Genomic DNA, 22,747 nt, shown 5'->3' on the forward strand with positions numbered 1-22,747 from the left:
TCAACTATCGACCGCGGTGTCCGCCCAGTTGGAAACCGCCCAGCGCGGATTGCTGGCGACATGTTTGACCGTATCGCGCGCCACCGTGATGAAACCCCATTCGGCGACGTTGATGAGCGGCAGATCGGCTGTAACCTGTTGCTGGAAATCCTTGTAGAGCGCGGTGCGCGCGGCCGTATCCACGGTTTCCGCCGCCTTGTCGATCAGTGTGTCGAGCGTCTTGTTCTCATACCCGCCCTGATTGGAGAAGCCGACGCCGGCGGGAATGCCGGAGCGCACGAGAATCGTGGTGGAGATTGCCGGATCGCCACGGAACACCGGGGGAGCAACGGCCAGATCGAAGGCGTGGTCGGTATAGACCGCCTTCTGGTGTGCTGCGGCATCATTATTGACCAGCTCGGCATCAATGCCGATTTCCTGAAGCGCCTGTCGAAGATAGGAGCCGAATTGTCTGGTTTCATTGAAATAGGGCGCAGGCAGAAGTTCTAGCGAAAAACGCTTTCCATCGGGTCCGCGCGCATAACCGGCCTCATCCAAGAGGGCATTGGCCTTGGCGACGTCGAAATCATAGGTCTCCACATCGCCGGTATAAAATTCAGGCGCGTTTTTCGGCACGGGGCCTGTCGATGCCGTGGCATAACCGAGGAACACCTTGTCGATGACGAATTTCTTGTCGATGGCGTGGGCAATGGCCTTTCTGACCTTGAGGTCGGCCAATTCCTTGCGGCGGTGGTTGATTTCCACCACCAGCTGATAGGTCAGCGCCTCGTAGCCGTCAGCGATTACCTTGATACCCGGCTCTTTGGCGATGCGGGCAAGATCGGCGAGCGGCACGGCGGAGAAGGCGGCCAACTGGATTTCTTCGGCTTCCAGCGCCGAGGCTGCCCCTGCACGGTCGGGTAGGACGCGATAGATGATTTCCTCGAGCTGCGGCTGGTCTTTGCCCCAGTAATTCGGGTTGCGGGTCAGGCGGTAATATTCGCCGGGTTTGTATTCGGCAAAAACGAAAGGACCGGTGCCGACCGGTTTGGTATTGGCCGGATTGGTGGCGATATCGGTGCCTTCATAGAGATGTTTCGGCACGACGCTGGTGACGACAGGCAAAGCATTACGGATGAGCTGGAACGGCGTGGGCTTGGAAAAACGGAAGACGGCGGTGTGGTCGTCAGGCGTTTCCACCTTGTCCAGATTGGCGAAGACCAGCCGGCCGAGGTTCTGCAATGGTTTCCACACCGAAAGCGCCGAAAAGGCCACATCCGCCGAGGTGAACGGCTTGCCGTCATGCCAGGTCACGCCTTCGCGCAGCTTGAAGGTGGCGCTCAAGCCATCATCCGATCCCTGCCATTCGGTCGCAAGCCGCGGCTCCAGCCCGTCCTTGCCATTAAAGGAGGCTTCCGCCAGCGGCTCGACGATCTTGCTGGCGATATAAAACACGCCATTGGAGGCGACGATGGCCGGGTTGAGGTTTTTCGGCTCCGAATCGGCCGCGACGATCAGCCGCCCGCCGGATTTTTCCTGCGCTGCGGCAATTCCCGCCAGTCCCGTGGTTGCGGCAAGAGCAAGTGAGGTCTTGAGAAGCGAGCGGCGGGAAAGCTGGACAGGCGACATGAATTTCACTCCGGAAATGAGGGCGAGACGGGCTTTTCCGCTTGGCCCGCGGCACGCCGATCTTAAGACTGCAACCTCGCCAGTGTCCACGTTAATTCGCGGCCTTTACAGCAATGATTTTACGTTGCTGATGAGTTTGAAGAAACAATATGCCTCACCCGCGCCAATCTGGTTTTCCCCCGTTGCTGCGGAATATCCCCAGTTTGCGGAAAAACCGATTTAATAAAATAAAAACAGAGTGTTGATCGTTGTTTTTGCTGTCAGCGCTTACCAGGGCGGGCTTGAGGGTGAGGTGAAATCTGCCGCCGGGGCGCCGTTTGGAAAGGGGTAATTAACCTTTATTTTCTATTTCAGGGAGACCGAAATATGTACGTTTATGATGAGTGTGCACGCTGCCATGAGCTTCTCCCGATCCAGATTCCAGAATTCGTCCAATAACGCAGGGGAGGGGAGCGAAAACGCCCGTCATGCCGGCGGCAAGGCGGTTGCCGGGCAGCAGACGGCGATGAAGGCAAGTGCCGCGCCCCGGCCCAATGCCGATGTCAGCGCAGCCGACGCCATTGAAGGCCGTGCCGAAATGCCCGGCTGGCAGAATGCTTTTGTGCTTGGCCCCAATGTGCGCTTTACCCGCACGCCGGAAAGCGCCTTTAGCCGGCGCATGCCGGTCGAAACCCCGAATATTCCGGAAGAACTCCATAGTCTCGAAGAGGAAACCGTGGCTGTCGCTGCGCCGGACACGGTGGAGCCGGAAGTGACGGTGCAGCAGGCTGTCGCATATGAGGATGCTGCTGCCCTGTCCCATCATGTCGTAAAGCCGGCGGAGCAGCGCGTGCCGCCGCAGCGCATGCCGTTCCTGCCGCAGCCGCCCGATGCGCGCGGTGCCAGGGCGCTGACCTACAAATTGCGTCTCGAGCTTGCGCGCAAGCAGGCGGAAGAAGCCGCGGCAGCCGCACAGGCGCCAACGGAGGCCGTGCAATCTGTGCCGATGGTGGAAACGCCGGTACAGAGGGTATTTGCCGCCGTTCAGCCGCTGCCTGCCGTCCAGCCAGTTGCTGTGGCGCAGGCCGCCATGCCGGCTGCGTCCGTTCCGGCCTTTGCCGCCCACCTGCCGGATGAGCTGTTTTGGGAAGTCATGACGCTTGATCTGCCGGGTGCAGCGGTCGAAACCGTTCCTGCCTATCTGCGCGCCAATTTTGCAAATCCGGCTCTTGCAAATCCGACGCTGGCAAATCCTGCTTTGACGAGCCCGGCGCCGATGGCGTCCATCCCTGCCGCTGCCGTGTCGTCGGCCGCTGCCGTCATGCTTTCAGCCGAGCCGCCGGTCGTTACCGTGCCGGGCGGCTCCGCGATCCGGCTTTACCGGGAAATCGGGGTGCGTCAGGCCGTCGTTCCGGTTGCCACGCCGGCCGCAGAACAGGAAATCGCACTGCAGCCAGTGGCGGAGGAACCCGTCTTCATCGAGCCGCAGCGGCCGATCGAGCAGGCCCAGCCGATTGAAAGCCAGCCGGTAGCAAGAGTAGCGGCAGAGCCGCGCTTCACGCCACGCGCACCCATTCAGGCTTCGCAGCCGATGTTCCGCGAAGCGCCGGTCTTTGCCGAGGGAGAATATCAATATCCCTCCATCGATCTCCTGCAGGAAGCCCGCGTCCAGCAGACCACGACCATGACGCCCGAAGCGCTGGAACAGAGCGCCGGGCTTCTGGAAAGCGTGCTTGAGGATTTCGGCATCAAGGGCGAGATCATCGATGTCCGCCCCGGCCCGGTCGTGACGCTTTACGAGTTTGAACCCGCCCCCGGCGTCAAATCCTCGCGCGTCATCGGCCTGTCCGATGATATCGCACGCTCCATGTCGGCGCTGTCGGCCCGTGTCGCCGTTGTACCCGGCCGCAATGTCATCGGCATCGAACTGCCGAACCCGGTCCGCGAAACGGTCTATCTGCGTGAATTGATCGAAGCGAACGACTATGCCGAAACCCGCCAGAAGCTCGCGCTCTGCCTTGGCAAGACCATCGGTGGCGAACCAGTCATTGCCGAACTGGCGAAGATGCCGCATCTGCTGGTCGCCGGCACCACCGGTTCCGGCAAGTCCGTCGCCATCAATACCATGATCCTGTCGCTGCTCTACCGTCTGAAGCCGGAAGAATGCCGCCTGATCATGGTCGATCCGAAAATGCTTGAACTGTCGGTTTATGACGGCATTCCGCATCTGTTGACGCCGGTTGTTACCGATCCGAAAAAGGCGGTCATGGCGCTGAAATGGGCCGTGCGCGAAATGGAAGACCGTTATCGCAAGATGTCGCGTCTCGGCGTGCGCAATATCGACGGTTACAATGCAAGGGCAGCGGCTGCCCGCGCCAAGGGCGAAACGGTGTTCTGCAACGTGCAGACCGGCTTTGACCGCGCCACCGGTGAGGCTGTTTACGAGCAGGAGGAAATGGACCTTACGGCCATGCCTTACATCGTCGTCATCGTTGACGAGATGGCCGACCTGATGATGGTTGCGGGCAAGGAGATCGAAGGGGCGATCCAGCGCCTGGCGCAGATGGCGCGTGCCGCCGGCATCCACCTCATCATGGCCACGCAGCGCCCGTCGGTCGATGTCATCACCGGCACGATCAAGGCGAACTTCCCGACCCGCATCTCCTTCCAGGTAACGTCGAAAATCGACAGCCGCACCATCCTTGGCGAACAGGGCGCAGAGCATCTGCTCGGCCAGGGCGACATGCTGCACATGATGGGCGGCGGCCGCATCGCCCGTGTCCACGGCCCGTTCGTTTCGGATGAGGAAGTGGAGAAGGTCGTGGCGCATCTGAAGACCCAGGGCCGTCCGGAATATCTCGGCACCGTCACCGAAGACGCCGAGGAGGCCGATGAAGAGGCGGAAGAGGACGTGGCAGTCTTCGACAAGACGTCGATGGGCGACGACGACAGCGACGATCTCTATGAAAAGGCCGTCAAGGTGGTGATGCGCGACAAGAAGTGCTCGACTTCCTATATCCAGCGCCGCCTGTCTGTGGGTTATAACCGCGCCGCCTCGCTGGTGGAGCGCATGGAGCAGGAAGGCATTGTCGGGCCTGCAAACCATGTCGGCAAGCGCGCGATTATCGCCGGTGAGCGCGATCCATACGATGCGATGGGCGCGGACGACTGATTGATTATTCGGGACGCGATATTCGATTGCAAAAACGCGCTCCGTGAATAGCCTGTGCGGCATGGATTCTGGAATCGGGAGGGTTCCCCGCATGTCGCACAGCAATGAAAACGTCGCCGTTCTCGCAAGGCTGGATGAGCTGGAGCGGTTCTGCCGCAGCACCTTCCTCGCAGCCGGCACGGATGACGAGACGGCCGATGCCGCAACCCGCGCCATGATGCATGGCACAAGGCTCGGCGTCGACAGCCACGGCGTGCGCCTGCTTGCCCATTACATCACCGCCCTTGAAGGCGGACGTCTCAATCGGCGGCCGCAGATCCGCCGCGTCTCCGGCTTCGGCGCGGTGGAGACCATTGATGCCGACCATGCCCACGGCGCCCGGGCCACCTATGCGGGGATGGACAATGCCATGGCGCTGGCCGAAAAATTCGGCATCGGCGCGGTGGCAATCCGCAATTCCTCGCATTTCGGCCCCGCCGGCGCCTATGCGCTGGAAGCGGCGCGGCAGGGTTACATCGGCCTTGCCTTCTGCAATTCCGACAGTTTCGTGCGCCTGCATGATGGCGCGATGCGCTTCCACGGCACCAATCCGATTGCCGTCGGTGTGCCGGCGGCGGATGACATGCCCTGGCTGCTGGACATGGCCACCAGTGCCGTGCCCTATAATCGCGTTCTGCTTTACCGCAGCCTCGAACAGCAATTGCCTGATGGTGTCGCATCTGATGGTGATGGCATCGACACGCAGAACCCCCATGCCGTTGAAATGCTGGCACCGCTCGGCGGCGCATTCGGCTTCAAGGGGGCGGCGCTGGCGGGCATGGTGGACATTTTCAGCGCCGTTCTCAGCGGCATGAAGCTCAGTTTCGATATAGATCCCATGGGCGGGCCCGATTTTTCCACGCCGCGTGGCCTTGGAGCCTTTGTTCTGGCGCTGAAGCCGGAAGCCTTCCTTGAACGCGAGGTGTTCGACGAGGGCATGAAACGTTATCTCGAAGTGCTGCGCGGCTCGCCGGTGCGCGAGGACTGCAAGGTCATGGCGCCGGGCGACCGGGAATGGGCGGTGGCGGCAAGACGGGAACGGGAAGGCGCGCCTGTCGATCCCGTTACCCGCGCGGCTTTTTCCGAACTGGCGTCGAAATTCTCGATCGTGCCGCCCGCCTATCACTAAGGCAGGGCCCGCAGCCCGTCAGGCGGGGCGCAGCAGCATGTTGGGACGCGGGTAGGGGGCTTTTGCCGCCCCCAGCCTTTCGGCGACGACCGGGCGTCCGAGATAATAGCCCTGCGCATAATCGATCTCCAGCTGGCGCACCAGCCGCAGCTGCTCTTCAGTCTCCACGCCTTCGATGAGGATCTTGTGGCCGCGGTTGCGGATGAGGCGGATCATGTCCTGCAGCATTGCCCGGCCGCGCGGCGTGTTGCTGTCATGCAGGAAGGAGCGGTCGATCTTGACGGTGTCGAAATCGGTCATGCGCAGCCAGGAAAGGCCGGCAAACCCGGTTCCGAAATCATCGAGCCAGATGTTGATGCCGAGCGTTTTGAGATCGTTCAGGCAGCGCAGCACATCCGAATGCATCTCCATATCCACACCTTCGGTGATCTCGAAGGCGAGCCTGTTGCCGGCGATGCCGGCCTCGACGAGGATTGCCGCAACCGAAGTGGCAAAGCCCGGGTTTTTCAGCTGCATGGGGGATACGTTGACGCTGACCACGGCCACCGGGTCTTCAGCAAGAATCTGCTTGCAGGCGGTCTTGATCGTCCAGAGGCCGAGTTCCATGATCGTACCGGTGCGCTCGGCAATCGGAATGAAGATGCCCGGTGAAACGGCACTGCCATCGAGCAGGCGCAGCCGCATCAGCGCTTCGACGCCCGGCGTTTCATTGGTCGAGACGTTGAGGATCGGCTGGTAGACGAGGGAAATGAGGTTTTCCGCAATGGCGATCTTCAGGAGAGCGGCGATGTTTTCCGTCTCGTCGCTGGTTTGCGGATCGTCCGGATCGAACAGCTTCATGCAGTTGCGGCCATTGCCCTTGGCGATGTAGAGCGCCCGGTCCGCCTCGTTGATGATTTTCTCCAGCTTGCCATCCGGATTGGGGCGGGTGAAGGACGCGCCGATGCTGACGGTGACGACGAAGGTGCCGTCCCGGCGCTGGTCGTGGGCAAGCGCCAGGTCCTCGACGGTGTGGCGGATCGTTTCGGCCAGTTCGCCCACCTGCTGCTTGGATTTGAACGGCACGAGAACGATGAACTCCTCACCGCCATAACGGCCGATGGAAGCGCCATGTCCGGCAATCGCATCCTGCAGCGCATTGCCGACCGTCACCAGGCACTTGTCGCCTTCCTGGTGGCCATAGCGGTCATTGTATTTCTTGAAGAAGTCGACATCGATGAGGAGAACGGCAAAACCCTCCTCCTTCCTGCTCCAATTGTCCCACAGCAGGCGCAGCTGATGGTCGATGGCGCGACGGTTCTGAAGGCCCGTGAGCGAATCCGTGTTTGAAAGCCGCAGCAGCGCCTGTCCGCGTTCATCCGCCGCCTTCTGCTGGGCCTTGGCCTCCAGCGCGTTGAGAAAGACGTGATAGCGCTCCCGGTTCAGGTTCCAGTTCACATAGGAGGTGAAGACGAAGCAGGAAATGTAGAAGGTGCCGAAAGCCACCTTGTAGAACACATCTTCGGGAAACTGCGTCACCGCCAGAAAATAGGTGACGAGGATGATGCCTGACGACACAAGTGACAGATGGAAGCGGAAGGTGAAGAACAGGTTGGCGCCCATCATGAAGATCGCCCCGAAAACCATGTAATAGGACATGTTTTCAAGGTTGTCGGTCAAAAGCGAAGGCAGCAGCCAGCCAATATAGCCCATGACGAGCGCAGTGGCGCAGGTGAGGTCGAGCGCTGCGGTGCTGGCGCCCCGGCGCAGCTGGATCTCCAGCGTCAGCAGTGATGAGATGACCACCAGCAGGCGGGCGATGATGGCGTAAAACGCGACGTCGGGGATTAGAATAATGTCGGTGACGGCAAATAGCAGATAGATGAAAACGGCCGTCCACAGGCCCTGTCTGATCGAACCACGGCGGCTGCGCTCACCTTCCTGCTGGTAAAGGGCAAGAAGTTCATCAGAAAACCGGGAGTCCGGCCGCCGATAGTCTTGCTGTCCACTCACCTCTCCCAACCTGTGCCTCATGCACTTTCCCATAGTGTTGCGTATACTTTTTAAGTAACTGCTTATTCCACTTTTCCGTGTGCTCATGCACACGGTGCGGGTTCCTTTCCATCTCTTTCGATATGTGTGCAGAACCGGGAAAGGAAGAACGCATCATACGGCCGCAACATTAAGTTTCACTAAATTGCGTATCCGTTTTCTCCTCCGCCCACGAGTGTGACCAAAAAAATACGCTAATGTAGAAATCTATCCCTACACCGCTCAAAATTTGAAAGCGAGTGGCGTTCCGTCTTCCAGAAACGTATAGTTAACAATGTGTTAATACTGGAGGCTGAAGTGGTGCGGGTAAAGAAGAAAAATCTGGACGGGGCAAGTCTGATCACCCCTGATACTGTCGCAAAAGAGATTTTTGCACGCAAAACCGAAACATTCGATGAGCAGTTCGCAGTTGCGAAAGCAGAGATTGCCATCATTCTCGAATTGGCACAGCAGCAATTCGACAATGGTGTTTTAGCACGTGAGATAATACATCGGACGGCAGGCGCGCTGCATGGATTGCGCGATAAACTCCACTCCAGCGTGTGGGCAGAACTGATCCCGCTGGTACAGAATCACGCCGTGTCGGAGCATTTTCTCGAAGATCCCTTCACCCGGTGGTCGTTTGAAAAGCCGAGGGGCTATTCGGGCGACGCCCAGCTGCTCGATTTCATCTACGGTCACGACAGCGTTGCCGAACAGGTGAAAAACGCCTCCCCGCTGGGGGCCGCCCTTTACGATTATACGAAAGATGCCAGCTCCTCGGTTGCCGTGCGCGAGCGGCGGGACCTGCTGACGCGGTTCGTGGATGAGGCCGCCGCCCGCCATGGCGAGGAGACGGAAATCCTCACCATTGCCTCCGGCCACCTGCGTGAGGCCGATGCTTCGGTGGCGCTGAAAGAGGGCAGGATCAAGCGCTGGGTGGCGCTGGATCAGGATCCCTTGAGCGTCGGCTCCGTCGCCCGTGATTTCGGCGGCCGCGGTGTGGAGGCAATTGACGGTTCGGTGCGCGATATCGTGCTGCGCACGCAGGAGCTCGGCAGCTTCGATCTGATCTATGCGGCCGGCCTTTATGATTATCTGAACGACCGCGTGGCGATCAAGCTGACACGGCGCTGCATGGAGATGCTGAAGCCCGGCGGCATGTTCCTCTTCGCCAACTTCTCCGAAGATATCGTCGTCGACGGCTATATGGAGACCTTCATGAACTGGGCGCTGCTGCTGCGCTCGAAGGCGGATATGTGGCGGATCATCAATGCCAGCGCCGATCCTGCAAGTATCGAGGCGGAGGTGTTCTTCGGCGAGAACCACAATATCGTCTATGCGACGATGCGTAAGAAGGCGTGAGATAGAAAGCCGCTCGTTATTCCCTCATGGGAAGCGAGCGCGTGCCGCCTGTTTCTTCTCCCCACCGGGGAGAAGTCCGCGGCAGCGGGATGAGGGGGCGAGGGTGCGATCTATCGCTGACGTTGCCCCCTCATCCGACCCTTCGGGCCACCTTCTCCCCGGCGGGGAGAAGAAATGCGCGGCGACGTCGTGCCCCATTCCGTCACTCGCCCCTCACCAATAACCATTTGATTAAACCATATCGCGGCCTTAAGAATCCGCGCCTGATGCGTTGCAGAATGGAATGGCTGAAATGAAGAGATATTATTCGGATATGGGCGGTCTGCCGGGGCAGACGGAACTGCTGTCGAGCAAGGCTGTTTTCAAGACCGCCTATGCGGTCATCCCCAAGACCGTGATGTCCGATATCGTGACAAGCGTGCTGCCGCACTGGACCGGCACGCGGGCCTGGATCATCGCCCGGCCGATGACGGGTTTTTCCGAGACTTTCGCGCAATATATCGTCGAAGTGCAGCCCGGTGGCGGCAGTGAGCGGCCGGAGCCGGACGAGCGGGCGCAGGCGGCGATCTTCGTCGTCGATGGCGAAATGACCGTGACCTTCGAGGGCGCGCAGCATGCGTTGCGGGAGGGCTCGTTCGCCTACCTGCCGGCCGGTGCGCGCTGGCAGATCACAAACTCGGGCAAGGCGCCCGTCAAGTTCCATTGGGTCCGCAAGGTGTTTCAGGCGGTTGACGGGCTGGAGGCCCCGCCGGCGATCTTTTCGCATGAAGACGAGATCGCCATGTCGGCCATGCCCGATACCGAGGGCAAATGGGCGACGACGCGCTTCATCGATCCCGAAGACGTACGTTACGACATGCACCTCAACATCGTCACCTTCCAGCCGGGTGCGACCATTCCCTTCATGGAAACCCATGTGATGGAACATGGTCTTTACGTGCTGGAGGGCAAGGCGGTCTATCGGCTGAACGAAGACTGGGTGGAAGTTGAGGCGGGTGACTTCATGTGGCTGCGCGCCTATTGCCCACAGGCCTGTTATGCGGGCGGCCCGGGCCGGTTCCGTTACCTGCTCTACAAGGATGTGAACCGTCACGTGAAGCTCTGGTAAAGGGCATCCCGGCGGCGAAATCCGTGAATTATCGCGCAATCCGGCGGGTTGCGCGATAAATGCTTGCGTTAAATCGAATATCCCTAATAAATCCACATATGCGGACGGTCGTCGCCGTGCCGCACCATTTGGCATCCGCCTGCATCTCCCCTTGAGAAGACTGCCCGTATGAGTGAAACGATCGATACCAATATCTTCAATCTCGCGCCGGTCGCGATGTGGATCGAGGATTTCAGCGCCGTGAAGAGCCAGTTCGATATCTGGCGGGCTGAGGGCGTTGAGGATATCAGGGCGTTTCTTCTGGAAGATTTATCGCGTGTTGCGGCCTGTTCGCAGAAAATCCGCGTCATCCAGGTCAATGCCAAGACGCTGGAACTGTTTGAAGCGCGTGATCAGGCGCATCTCGTCGACAATCTGCATCGGATTTTTCGCGACGACATGCTGGAAAGCCATGTGAACGAGCTTTCCGAACTCTGGGCGGGGCGGACGGAATTTACCAGCAATGCGGTGAATTATTCGATCGGCGGCAGGCGGCTTGATATTCAGCTGCGCGGCGCGGTCATACCCGGCCACGAGAACACGCTCAGCCGGCTGCTTTTGACCACCGAGGATGTGACGGAACGGGAAGAAGCCCGCCGCAAGGAGCTTATCAATCGCCGTTATGCCGAGGGCATGTTCAAACATTCGCCGGTTTCGCTCTGGGTGGAAGATTTCAGCCGCGTGCGTCGGCTGATCGAAGAGGTCAGGGATCGCGGCATCGTCGATTTCCGGGTGTTCACGGATGTGCATCCGGAATTCGTGCGGCAATGCATGAGCGAAATCCGTGTCATCGACGTCAATCGAGCCACGCTCGACCTGTTTTGCGCACCGGACCGGCAGGTTCTGCTGCAGCGGCTCGGCGATATTTTCCGTGGTGAGATGGAAAAGCCGTTCCGCGAGCAGCTGATGGAGCTTTGGAACGGCAATCTCAACCACCATCGCGAGGTGGTGAATTATGCGCTTGATGGTTCGGAGCGGCATGTTCTGCTGCATTTTTCCGTTTTCCCCGGCCATGAGCATGACTGGTCGCTGGTGCAGGTGGCGCTGACGGACATTACCGCGCGCAAGAAGGCGGAAGCCTATCTCGAATATCTCGGCAAGCACGATGTGCTGACCAAGCTGCACAACCGCGCCTTTTATTCGGACGAATTGAACCGGCTGGAGCGCAACGCGCTCAGGCCGGTTTCCGCCATCGTCATCGATCTCAACGGCCTGAAGGAGGCCAATGACAAGCTCGGCCATGATGCCGGCGACGCCCTGCTGCGGCGGGTGGGTGAGGTGCTGAATGGCGTGGTGACTGCGCCCAACCATGCAGCGCGCATCGGCGGTGACGAATTCGCCATCCTTCTTCCCGGCGCCGACAGGCAGATTGCCGCCGCCATGGTCGAAACAGTCTATGAGCTGCTGAAGATCAACAACCAGTTTTATTCAAGCGCGCCGCTCAGCCTGTCGCTGGGGGTGGCGACCAGCGAAGCCGGCGAGACGATGGAATCGCTGGTGCGCCGCGCCGATATGAATATGTACGAACATAAGAACGCCTATTATGCGGCCCTGCGCAGCAGATCTGCCGATAATAGCGAGACGCCGAAGAGCAGCCCGCAGCCGGAAGCTACCCCGCTGAAGCGCCTGTTCTGAGAAAAGGCGCGGAGCCTTCTTGTCTTCCGCGAGGATTTGCATCATCCCGACGTCATCCGTGGGCTTGTCCCACTGCCATCCGGTCTAAACTTCCGGACAGGTCGCATTCCCCTTGAAGTCAGTGATGAAGGGTGAACATTCCCTCAACGTCATCCTCGGGACAGGCCCGAGGATGACGTCGGCGCAATTGGCCCGACTCTCCCTCCCATTTTCACGGTTCCACTCGTCCTTGGTGTTCTGTCAGGGCCGCACACACCTTCACAAGCGCGTGAGACAGCTGTTGCGCTGCAACAATTCCGTTGCCCGAATTTTACATACGTCTTAGTATGTATGTAAATATGACCTTTTTTGTGGATTCGGAGCGCAGTATGGCGAAGAAATTGGGGCAGATCGTAGCGGTGTTGTTGACGGGCATCGTTCTGGTCGGATGTAGCGATGAGCAGGCATCTGCGCCCGGCGCGCCGCCGCCCGGTGCGGTCAAGGTCGTGACCGTGAGCCCGGAAGAGCTGCCCATCACCAATGAATTGCCGGGACGCATCGCACCGACGCGGCTTGCCGAAGTACGCCCGCGCGTCTCCGGCATTATCGTCGAGCGGGTGTTCGAGCAGGGCTCCCTGGTGAAGGAAGGCGATGTGCTCTACCGGATCGACCCCGCGCCGTTCCAGGTGCGCGTCGACAGCGCCGAAGGCACGTTGCGCCGGGCGCAGGCCGCGCAGTTGCAGGCACGGCAGACGGCTGACCGGCAGCAGCAGTTGCGCCGTTCGAATGTTGGCTCGCAGCAGGAATTCGACAATGCCATCGCCCAGCTGGCGCAGGCGGATGCCGAAGTGGCCGTTGCCGAGGCCGGCGTCGCGGAAGCCAGGCTCAATCTGCAATATGCCAATGTCACCGCCCCCATCAGCGGCATGATCGGCCGGGCGCGCATCACCGAAGGCGCACTCGTCAGCGCCACGGGTTCCGAGAACCTGGCAACGATCCAGCAGCTCGATCCGATCTATGCCGACTTTACCCAGCCCGCCGCCGACCTCATTCGCCTGCGCAAGGCCCTGCAGGATGGCCAGCTGATGACCGGCACGAATGAGGCGGAAGTCAATCTGCTGTTTGATGACGGCACCCGTTATCCGATTTCGGGCCGCCTGCTGTTTTCCGAAGCGGCGGTGGATGAAACCACCGGCCAGGTGACGCTGCGCGGCGAATTCCCCAACCCGAACGGCGACCTTCTGCCGGGCATGTATGTCCGCGTCCAGATCCAGCAGGGCATCCAGAAGGCGGCCTTTGCCGTGCCGCAGCAGGCGGTGCAGCGCGATGCGGGCGGCCAGGCAAGCGTGCTTGTCGTTAATGCCGAAGACACGGTCGAGCAGCGGCGCGTCAGCGTCGGCCGCTCCATTGGTGACCGCTGGGTGATTTCGGAGGGCCTTGACGATGGCGACCGCGTCGTTGCCGAAGGTTTCCAGAAAACCGCGCCGGGCGCCAAGGTGAAGCCTGAACCATGGTCTGCGGAGCCCGCCGCCACTGCCTCTGCCGGCAGCGAGAACGCGGCTTCGTCCGAGACCGCGTCTGAGCCCCCGGCCGCGAAGCAATAAGGACCGATTTCCATGGCACGTTTTTTCATCGATCGGCCCATTTTTGCCTGGGTCGTCGCCATCTTCATCATGCTGGCGGGCCTGCTCGCCATTCCCATGCTGCCGATTGCGCAATATCCGAATGTGGCGCCGCCACAGATTTCCGTCGGCACGACCTATCCGGGCGCATCGCCGGAAGATATCTATCAGAGCGTCACGCGGCCCATCGAGGAAGAGCTGAATGGCGTCCCGGGTCTGATCTATTTCGAATCGACGTCGGAATCCTCCGGCCGTATCTCGATCAACGTCACCTTTGAACCCGGCACCAATATCGGCGAGGCGCAGGTCGAGGTTCAGAACCGTATCGCCCGTGTTGAGCCCCGACTGCCGCGGGCGGTGACGCAGCAGGGCCTGCGCGTTGAACAGGCCGGAACCTCGTTTCTGATGATGGTGGCGCTGACCTCCGTGGACGGCAATACGGACGCCATCGGCCTTGGCGACTATCTCAGCCGTAACGTGGTCGGTGAGTTGCGTCGCGTTCCCGGCGTCGGCAGCGCGCAGCTCTTCGCCACCCAGCGCTCCATGCGCATCTGGATGGATCCGGACAAGATGCTGGGTCTCAGCCTGACTTCGAGTGATGTCATCAACGCAATCCAGGCGCAGAACTCGCAGGTCGCGGCTGGCCGCATCGGCGCGTCGCCAAACCCGGTTGGCCAGCAGATTTCCGCCACCGTCAACGTGCAGGGCCAGCTGACCTCGCCGGAAGAATTCGGCTCCATCGTGCTGCGCGCCAATCCGGATGGTTCCTCCGTCCGGCTGCGCGATGTCGCGCGCGTCGAGGTGGGCGGGGAAAGCTACACCTTCTCCAGCCGCCTGAACGGCAAGCCCAGTGCGGCCATCGGTGTACAGCTTTCGCCGACGGGAAATGCGTTGCAGACTTCCGATGGCGTGCGCGCCACGATGGAGGAGCTGTCGCGTTATTTCCCGGCGGGTATCGAATATGAAATTCCCTACGACACCAGCCCCTTCGTGAAGATCTCGATCCAGAAGGTGATCAACACACTGGTGGAGGCGATCATCCTCGTCTTCGTGGTGATGTTCGTCTTCCTGCAGAACATCCGCTACACCATCATTCCAACACTGGTGGTGCCCGTGGCGCTGCTTGGCACCTGCGCCATCATGTATGTCTCGGGTTTCTCCATCAACGTTCTCACCATGTTCGCCATGGTTCTCGCCATCGGCATTCTCGTCGATGACGCAATCGTCGTGGTGGAAAATGTCGAACGCATCATGGCGGAAGAGCATCTGTCGCCGAAGGAGGCGACCCGCAAGGCGATGGGCCAGATTTCCGGCGCCATCATCGGCATCACGCTGGTTCTGACGGCGGTGTTCGTGCCCATGGCCTTCTTCCCCGGCGCCGTCGGCATCATCTACCAGCAGTTCAGCCTGACCATGGTGGTTTCCATCCTGTTTTCCGGCTTCCTTGCGCTGTCGCTGACGCCGGCGCTTTGCGCGTCGTTTCTGAAGCCGATCAAGGCCGGGCACCATGAAAAGAAGGGCTTCTTCGGCTGGTTCAACCGTGGCTTCGACAAGGCCTCGCACAAATACTCCTCGTCGGTCGGCAGCATCATCAAGCGTTCCGGCCGCTTCATGGTCATCTATGCGGCGCTGCTCGTCGGTCTCGGCTGGGCCTATATGCAATTGCCCAGCTCCTTCCTGCCCAACGAGGACCAGGGTTACCTGATCGTCGACATTCAGGCGCCGGCGGAAGCCAGCAGCGAACGCACCCTGCAATCCATCCAGGAGATCGAAAAGATCTTCCTGGCGGAGCCGGCGGTCGATCGCGTGATTGCGGTTTCGGGCTTCTCCTTCTCCGGTTCCGGCCAGAATGCCGGTCTCGCCTTCGCGACGCTGAAGGACTGGAGCGAGCGTGGGCCCGAGGATTCCGCATCCGCCATCGCTCAACGCATCAACGGCAAGCTTTGGGGTCTGCCGGGTTCGATGTCCTTCACGCTGTCGCCGCCGCCCATTCAGGGTCTCGGCAATTCCAGCGGCTTCACCTTCCGCCTGCAGGATCGCGGGGGTGCCGGACAGACGGCGCTGAGCGCCGCCGGTGCACAGCTGATGGCGGCAGCGCAGAAAAGCCCGATTTTGGCCGGCCTGCGCGTGGAAGGCATGCCGGACTCTCCGCAGGTCAACCTCATCATCGACCGTGAAAAGGCCAACACCTTCGGCGTGACCTTCAGCGACATCAACGCCACCATCTCGGCCAATATGGGTTCCTCCTACGTCAACGACTTCCCCAATGCCGGCCGCATGCAGCGCGTGACGGTGCAGGCGGAGCAGGGCCAGCGCATGAAGACCGAGGATCTTTTGAACCTCAATGTCCGCAATGCCAATGGCGGCATGGTGCCGGTAAGCTCTTTCGCCACGGTTGAATGGGTGCGCGGCCCGTCGCAGGTGGTGGGTTACAACGGCTATCCCGCGATCCGTATCGGTGGCCAGTCGGCACCCGGCTACTCCTCGGGTGATGCGATTGCCGAAATGGAGCGTCTGGCGGGCGAATTGCCAAGTGGCTTCGGTTTCGAATGGACCGGGCAGTCGCTGCAGGAAATCCAGTCGGGTTCGCAGGCGCCGGCGCTTATCGGCCTCAGCGTGCTGTTCGTCTTCCTGCTTCTGGCGGCGCTTTATGAAAGCTGGTCGATTCCGCTCTCCGTCATGCTGGTGGTGCCGCTTGGCGTCATCGGTTCGGTGGCGGCGGTGATGCTGCGCGGCATGCCGAACGACGTCTACTTCCTGGTTGGCCTTGTCGCCATCATCGGGCTTTCGGCCAAGAATGCGATCCTGATCATCGAATTTGCCAAGGATCTGCGGGCGGAGGGCAAATCCACCTATGATGCGACGGTGGAGGCGGCCCATCTGCGCTTCCGGCCGATCCTGATGACCTCGCTTGCCTTCTCGCTCGGCGTGCTGCCGATGGCAATTGCGTCGGGTGCCAGTGCGGCGAGCCAGAACGCCATCGGCACCGGCGTTCTGGGCGGCATGATCTCGGCGACGATCCTTGCGATCTTCTTCGTTCCCGTCTTCTTCGTGTTTGTCATGAAGTTTTTCGGGGATCGGAAGAAGGACGACAAGATTGCTGCTGACGCCGTGTCGCCGGCGGAATAAAACGGATGTGAAGGCCAGGCCACATTCATGTGAATGACAGCCTGGCACGACAAGAAAAGGCACGGTGCGAAAGCGCCGTGTCACGACTGGAAGGAGACATCAGCATGCGCCGTACCAAGGCCGAGGCAGAAGAGACGCGTCAGGCGATCCTTGCCGCTGCCGAGCGTGTGTTCTTCAAGAAGGGCGTGGCCAACGCCTCGCTGGACGAGGTGGCGGCCGCAGCCGGGGTCACGCGCGGGGCGATATACTGGCATTTTTCCAGCAAGACCGACCTTTTCATCGGCCTCTATAAATCGGTGGCGCTGCCGGAATCCGATCTGCTTGATTTCGGTGATCCTGATCTCAAGGGGTTGACCCTGCTTTCCAAGATCGAGGAAGCGGCCTGCAAGTGGCTGGCGCTTCTGGCGCAGGACGAACAACGCCAGCGCATCATGACCATCAGCCTGCGCACCAGCTATTCAGACGAGTTCGCCCCGGTGCTGCATGCGCAGGAAGAGCTGGACCGTTACCACAAGGAGCGGCTGGAGGCGGCTTTTCAGCGTGCGCAGGCCGAGGGCGTCTTCAACGACAACTGGACGGCGGAATCAGCACTCGGTGCGCTCTACTGGCTGATCAAAGGCATAGTTTACGACTGGCTGCTGTTCGGCAAACGTTTCGATCTGGTGAAGGAAGGCGCAGAAGCCATGCATCGTCTCATGAAGGGCTTCCAGCGTCCCCCGGCGCCATGATCAAGCGCCGTATCGTCCTGCCCGGCCGGTCAAATTTCAGTGTATTCTAAAAGACGAGCGAAATTTGCTTTACGTACCTCAAAACGGACGTTAGCTTCTTCCCTGAGCTTTGGGAGGAGTTCGCCTATGGTCAAATCAGCAAAAATCGAGAGGCAAAAACCGTTCGTTCTCACCGGCTGTCGGTGACGGCGCATGGCTTCTGCTGACGAAACTTCAGCCCCGGCCCTTGTCCGGACGGTTGGGCTGTCGAAATCCTTCGGGCCGGTTCAGGTTCTGAAAGATATCGAGATCGCGGTGCGTGCCGGCGAGGTGCACGCCATCATCGGCGAGAACGGCGCCGGTAAATCGACGCTGATGAAGCTGCTGGCCGGCAATGAAAAGCCGTCGGGCGGTGAAATCCTCATTGATGGTACAGCCGTTACGCTTGGCGGGCCGGTGGATGCCGAACATCGCGGCATCGTTCTCGTACACCAGGAAATATTGCTGGCACCCGATCTGACGGTGGCGCAGAATATCTATCTCGGCCGTGAATTGCATAAAGGTCCTGTTATGGACGACCGCGCCATGCGCGATGGTGCGCGCAGGGCCGTCGGCGATCTCGGCGGCACGATCGATCCCGACGCCATCGTCGGCAGCCTGTCGATTGCCCAGCGGCAGCTGGTGCAGATTGCCCGCGTTCTGCTGGTGCCGCATCGCGTGGTGATTTTCGACGAGCCGACCGCGAGCCTGACGCCGATAGAGACCGATGCGCTGCTGAATGTCATCCGCGATATCAGGGCAAAAGGCGTGGCCGTGCTTTATATTTCGCACCGCCTGCCGGAAGTGAAGGAGATTGCCGACCGGGTGACGGTGCTGCGCGACGGCAGGCTGGTCGCCTCACATCCGGCCTCAGAGCTGGAGCCGGCCGATATGGCGCGGCTGATGGTGGGGCGGGATGTCGCCAAGCTTTATCCCGACCGCAATGCCGGCGGTGAGCGTGAGCCGGTTCTTGAGGTGGAGCATTTTAACGTTCCCGGTTATGCGCAGGATGCCGGTTTCCGCCTGCGCAAGGGCGAAATCCTCGGTTTCGCCGGTCTCGTCGGAGCGGGGCGGACGGAGCTGATGGAGGGCGTGCTGGGCCTGCGGGCCGGGCGGGGAACGGTTCGCCATCTTGGGCGCGCGGTCACTTTCGCCAAGCCCGAAGACAGCCTGAAGGCGGGCATCGTTTACTTGAGCGAGGATCGCAAGGGCAAGGGACTGCTGCTTACCAAGGATCTGCGCATCAATCTGACGCTTGCTTCGCTGAAGAAGTTCAGCCGGCTGTTCCAGATCGATACCCGCCGCGAGACGGCGGCGCTTGATGATGCGGTGCGCGATTTCGACATCCGCACCGGCCGCAAGGATCTGCTGGCGGGCCAGCTCTCCGGCGGCAACCAGCAGAAGCTGCTGCTCGCCAAAATGATGCTGCTCGATCCCTCCATCGTTATCATCGACGAGCCGACGCGCGGCATCGACATCGGCACCAAGGAGCAGATTTACCGCTTCATCGCCGGGCTTGCGGAGGAGGGGCGCTCGATCATCGTCGTTTCCTCGGAAATGCCCGAGCTGATCGGCATCTGCGACCGCATTCTGGTGATGCGTTCCGGCCGTATCGTCGGTGAAGTGACGGGGGATCGCATGACAGAAAACGACATCGTGGCGCTGGCGACCGGTGTTCACACGCAGGAACCCGCCTGAGGCTGCGGGTTTCGAAAGATATGGCCTGAAGAAAAGACAATTGAGGGGAAACATGACCGAGGCCGCAACTGACACCGGCAAGACGCCGAAGACCTCGAAGGACTGGGATCTGCGCGCCGTGGCGCCGTTCGTGGCGCTGGCCCTGCTGCTGGTTCTCGGCACCATCGCCAATCCCAATTTCATCGGCATCGACAATCTTCTTAACGTCGTCACCCGCAGCGCCTTCATCGCCATCATCGCGCTTGGCGCGACCTATGTCATCACCTCGGGCGGGCTCGATCTTTCCGTTGGCGCGATGGTGGCTTTCGTCGCCAGCCTGATGATCCTGTTCATGAACAGCGGCGTCATCGCCAGTCCGCTTCTGATGCTGCTGGCCGCCATGGCGCTGGCGCTCGCCATCGGCGCGGCCTGCGGGCTGGCCAATGGCCTCATCACCACCATCGGCCGCATCGAGCCCTTCATCGCCACGCTCGGCACCATGGGCATCTATCGCGGGCTGACCACATGGCTGTCGCAGGGCGGCGCCATCACGCTGCGCAACCCGGAAATCCAGACGCTTTATCGCCCGGTCTATTTCGGCAATGTGCTGGGCGTGCCGGTGCCGGTCATCGTGATTTTCGTGACCGCCGCCATCGCCGCCTTCGTGCTTTACCGCACCCGTTATGGCCGGCATCTGACAGCGGTCGGCTCCAGCGAGGATGTGGCGCGTTATTCCGGCATTTCGGTCACCCGGGTGCGCACCATCGCCTATGTGGTGCAGGGGCTGTGTGTTGCGGTGGCGGTGCTGCTTTACGTGCCGCGTCTCGCTTCCACCTCGGCCACGACGGGCATGTTGTGGGAACTGCAGGCCATCACCGCCGTCGTTGTCGGCGGCACGGCGCTGCGCGGCGGGGTAGGGCGCATCTGGGGCACGATCTGCGGCGCCTTCATTCTGGAGATCGTCGGCAACATCATGATCCTGTCGAACTTCGTCAGCGAATATCTGATCGGCGCCATTCAGGGGGCCATCATCATCATCGCCATGCTGGTGCAGCGCTCGCTCAGCCGCAGGTGACGTAATCACGCCGCGCCATCTGGGGCAGGTGCGGTTGAAGGAGGAACGCCCCGGTCTTGGGAGGAAAGAGACTATGCGTAGAAAATTCATCGGTGTGGCTTTTGCCGCGCTGGCTGCGGTGCTGGCGGGCTCAGCGCATGCGCAGGACAAGAAGGTCACCATCGGCGTGTCCATTCCGGCGGCCGATCACGGCTGGACGGCGGGCGTCGTTTATCATGCCGAGCGCGTGGCGAAGCTGCTCATGCAGGAGCATCCGGGGCTTAATGTGATCGTCAAGACATCGCCGGATGCCGCCAATCAGGCCAACGCGCTGCAGGATCTTGCCGTGCAGGGGCTGGACGCGCTGGTCGTGCTGCCGTCGGATCCCGATCCGCTGGTCAACGCCATCAAGGAGATCAAGGACAAGGGCACCTTCGTTGCGCTGGTGGACCGTGCGCCGAGCGTCAACGACAATTCCATCCGCGATCTCTATGTCGCCGGCAACAACCCGGCGCTTGGCCAGGTGGCGGGCGAATACATCAAGAAAACCACGCCGGATGCGGAAGTGGTGGTCATTCGCGGCCTGCCGATCCCGATCGACCAGCAGCGTCAGGATGGGTTCGACAAGGGAATCGCTGGCTCGAACGTCAAGGTTCTCGACCGTCAGTACGGCAACTGGAACCGCGACGACGCCTTCCGCGTGATGCAGGACTATCTGACCAAATACAAGAAAATCGACGTGGTCTGGTGCCAGGATGACGACATGGCGATCGGCGTGCTGGAAGCGATCCAGCAGGCGAAACGCACCGATATCCAGTATATCGTTGCGGGTGCCGGCTCCAAGGACATGATCAAGAAGGTCATGGACGGCGACAAGCTGGTGCCGGTCGACGTGCTCTATCCGCCGGCAATGGTGGCGACCGCCATGCAGCTGACGGCCGGGCATTTCTATGATCAGGTGCCGGTTGCCGGGAATTATATTCTCGACGCGACATTGATCACCAAGGAGAATGCCGAGCAGTTCTACTTCCCGGATTCGCCGTTCTGATCTGATTTCCAGCTAATGCTGACGCCCGCCGCAAGGCGGGCGTCAGCATTAGGGATAAATGTCTGTCGCAGCGCGGGAAGAGGGCGCGGCAAACATTTCGTCACACGCGGCGTCATCCTCGGGCTTGACCCGAGGATCCATCAACCGCTGAAACATGGATCCTCGGGTCAAGCCCGAGGATGACGGAGGTGAGGGCGGTGTGACAACTTAACCGTCCGTCGCATCACCCGTTCTTCCTGAACCACGCCGAAAGATAATCCACGAAGCTGCGCACCTTGGCCGGCAGGTAGCGGCGATGCGGATAGACCGCATAAATGCCGCGGTCCTTGGAAATATAATCGTCAAACAGCGTCACCAGCTCGCCGGACTGGATATAGGGCCGGGCGATGAAGTCAGGCACCATGGCGATGCCGAGGCCGGCGCGGGCGGCGCGCAGGGTCGCCTGGGGGCTGTTGACCTCGATCGGCCCGCTGATGGTCACCGAATTCGAGCCGCCATCCGGCTCCAGATACCGCACCGTATTGTGAAAACGCGTATTGGTGTCAATGATGAAGGGAACACGGGAGAAATCCTGCGGCCCGTCGAGCGGCCCGTGCTGCGCCACGAAATCCGCCGTCGCCACCGCATAGACGCGGAAATCGGAAAGCTTGCGGGCGATGAGGCCCGAATCTTCCAACCGGGTGATCCGGACCGCAAGGTCGAAACCTTCCTCGATCAGATCGACAAACCGGTCCTCGGCGACGATTTCCAGCGACAGTTCCGGATTTTCCTTGGCGAAATCGATCAGGCTCTGGCCGACATCGGCATCGATGAAGGTGCGCGGCACCGAAATCCGGAGCTTGCCTTTGAGGTCAGCATTCTTCTCGCGCACCAGATCGGCGAGGTTGTCGATCTCCTTCAGTATGTCGGAGGCGGTGCGATAATAGGTGTGCCCGGCCTCGGTCAGCGAAAACTGCCTTGTCGTGCGGTTAAGGAGCAGCGCGCCGAGATCATCTTCCAGTTCCCGGACGTACTTGGACAGGAGCGCCTTGGAGCGTCCGGTCTTGCGCGCGGCGGCGGAAAAACCCTCCGCCTCGACGACATCGATAAAGGCGCGGATGCGGGTCAGCGTGTCCATGGAAATCCTCCGGTTCGTTCCATATAATTGAACGCTGAAGGGCGACTGTTCAACCCTAAATTCATTGCTGAAAAAATCCGCTAAATGGTGAAAAAAACCTCTTGATTATGACTGCGAATATTCTTATCTCCCGTGCTGCCCAAAGTCGCACGTGCCCATGTGTGTCCGCCGATTCCTCGATGTGGTGAGGATTTCGGTAAGGTACCTGGAACTAACCCCTCCAGTCGCTATTCCGGCCAACCGGGAAATGCGAGGACATATGAAGCAACGACGGTGCGGGCCTTTCTGGTT

At 60.5% G+C, this 22,747-nt stretch carries 15 protein-coding genes; 12 read left to right on the top strand and 3 right to left on the bottom strand.

The annotated features are described in order from the left end of the window. Window positions 1-1,608: an ABC transporter substrate-binding protein gene (locus M0412_RS17050; protein WP_269699485.1), complete on the bottom strand. Its 1,608-nt coding sequence runs from the start codon at window positions 1,606-1,608 to the stop codon at window positions 1-3. Here M0412_RS17050 and M0412_RS17055 point away from each other — a divergent pair. The 3 genes from M0412_RS17055 to M0412_RS17065 all read left to right on the top strand — a co-directional run bounded on the left by M0412_RS17055 (window position 1,607) and on the right by M0412_RS17065 (window position 5,927). Next, window positions 1,607-1,831 carry a hypothetical protein gene (locus M0412_RS17055; protein WP_269699486.1) on the top strand — a complete coding sequence of 75 codons (225 nt, stop codon included), beginning with the start codon at window positions 1,607-1,609 and terminating at the stop codon, window positions 1,829-1,831. The two genes, M0412_RS17050 and M0412_RS17055, sit on opposite strands and share 2 nt — an antisense overlap. Before the next feature lie 153 nt (window positions 1,832-1,984). Beyond that, entirely contained in the window at window positions 1,985-4,759 is a 2,775-nt protein-coding gene (locus tag M0412_RS17060) for a DNA translocase FtsK (RefSeq protein WP_269699487.1), read from the top strand. 91 nt (window positions 4,760-4,850) lie between these two features. Continuing rightward, window positions 4,851-5,927, top strand: coding sequence for an Ldh family oxidoreductase (locus M0412_RS17065; protein WP_269699488.1), 1,077 nt, complete (start codon window positions 4,851-4,853; stop codon window positions 5,925-5,927). 18 nt (window positions 5,928-5,945) lie between these two features. Here M0412_RS17065 and M0412_RS17070 read toward each other — a convergent pair whose 3' ends face one another. After that, window positions 5,946-7,940, bottom strand: a complete 1,995-nt coding sequence (locus M0412_RS17070) for a bifunctional diguanylate cyclase/phosphodiesterase (protein ID WP_269699489.1) — start codon at window positions 7,938-7,940, stop codon at window positions 5,946-5,948. Window positions 7,941-8,255: 315 nt separating this feature from the next. On the opposite strand from M0412_RS17070, the gene M0412_RS17075 reads away from it, so the two are divergent. The 9 genes from M0412_RS17075 (at window position 8,256) to M0412_RS17115 (ending at window position 21,339) form a co-directional block, all read left to right on the top strand. Continuing rightward, on the top strand, window positions 8,256-9,302 hold the full coding sequence (locus M0412_RS17075) for a class I SAM-dependent methyltransferase (RefSeq protein WP_269699490.1): 1,047 nt from the start codon (window positions 8,256-8,258) through the stop codon (window positions 9,300-9,302). Between the two features lie 283 nt (window positions 9,303-9,585). Then, window positions 9,586-10,410 carry a bifunctional allantoicase/(S)-ureidoglycine aminohydrolase gene (locus tag M0412_RS17080; RefSeq protein ID WP_269699491.1) on the top strand — a complete coding sequence of 275 codons (825 nt, stop codon included), beginning with the start codon at window positions 9,586-9,588 and terminating at the stop codon, window positions 10,408-10,410. A gap of 168 nt (window positions 10,411-10,578) precedes the next feature. Further along, a complete protein-coding gene (locus tag M0412_RS17085) occupies window positions 10,579-12,084 on the top strand; it encodes a sensor domain-containing diguanylate cyclase (RefSeq protein WP_269699492.1) in 1,506 nt (501 codons plus the stop codon). A 368-nt stretch (window positions 12,085-12,452) separates the two neighbouring features. After that, window positions 12,453-13,667, top strand: coding sequence for an efflux RND transporter periplasmic adaptor subunit (locus tag M0412_RS17090; RefSeq protein WP_371338312.1), 1,215 nt, complete (start codon window positions 12,453-12,455; stop codon window positions 13,665-13,667). A gap of 12 nt (window positions 13,668-13,679) precedes the next feature. After that, window positions 13,680-16,814 carry an efflux RND transporter permease subunit gene (locus M0412_RS17095; RefSeq protein ID WP_142842789.1) on the top strand — a complete coding sequence of 1,045 codons (3,135 nt, stop codon included), beginning with the start codon at window positions 13,680-13,682 and terminating at the stop codon, window positions 16,812-16,814. A gap of 104 nt (window positions 16,815-16,918) precedes the next feature. Next, complete coding sequence (locus M0412_RS17100; RefSeq protein ID WP_269699494.1) at window positions 16,919-17,542, top strand: TetR family transcriptional regulator; 624 nt, start codon at window positions 16,919-16,921, stop codon at window positions 17,540-17,542. A 192-nt stretch (window positions 17,543-17,734) separates the two neighbouring features. Next, window positions 17,735-19,258: a sugar ABC transporter ATP-binding protein gene (locus M0412_RS17105; RefSeq protein ID WP_269699495.1), complete on the top strand. Its 1,524-nt coding sequence runs from the start codon at window positions 17,735-17,737 to the stop codon at window positions 19,256-19,258. Window positions 19,259-19,310: 52 nt separating this feature from the next. Next, entirely contained in the window at window positions 19,311-20,312 is a 1,002-nt protein-coding gene (locus M0412_RS17110; protein ID WP_269699496.1) for an ABC transporter permease, read from the top strand. A gap of 73 nt (window positions 20,313-20,385) precedes the next feature. After that, on the top strand, window positions 20,386-21,339 hold the full coding sequence (locus M0412_RS17115) for a substrate-binding domain-containing protein (protein WP_046800863.1): 954 nt from the start codon (window positions 20,386-20,388) through the stop codon (window positions 21,337-21,339). Window positions 21,340-21,562: 223 nt separating this feature from the next. Here M0412_RS17115 and M0412_RS17120 read toward each other — a convergent pair whose 3' ends face one another. Further along, complete coding sequence (locus M0412_RS17120) at window positions 21,563-22,456, bottom strand: LysR family transcriptional regulator (protein ID WP_065117027.1); 894 nt, start codon at window positions 22,454-22,456, stop codon at window positions 21,563-21,565. Window positions 22,457-22,747: the final 291 nt, after the last annotated feature.

It is taken from the genome of Agrobacterium sp. O3.4, from assembly GCF_041414895.1.
Taxonomy (GTDB): Bacteria; Pseudomonadota; Alphaproteobacteria; order Rhizobiales; family Rhizobiaceae; genus Agrobacterium; species Agrobacterium cucumeris.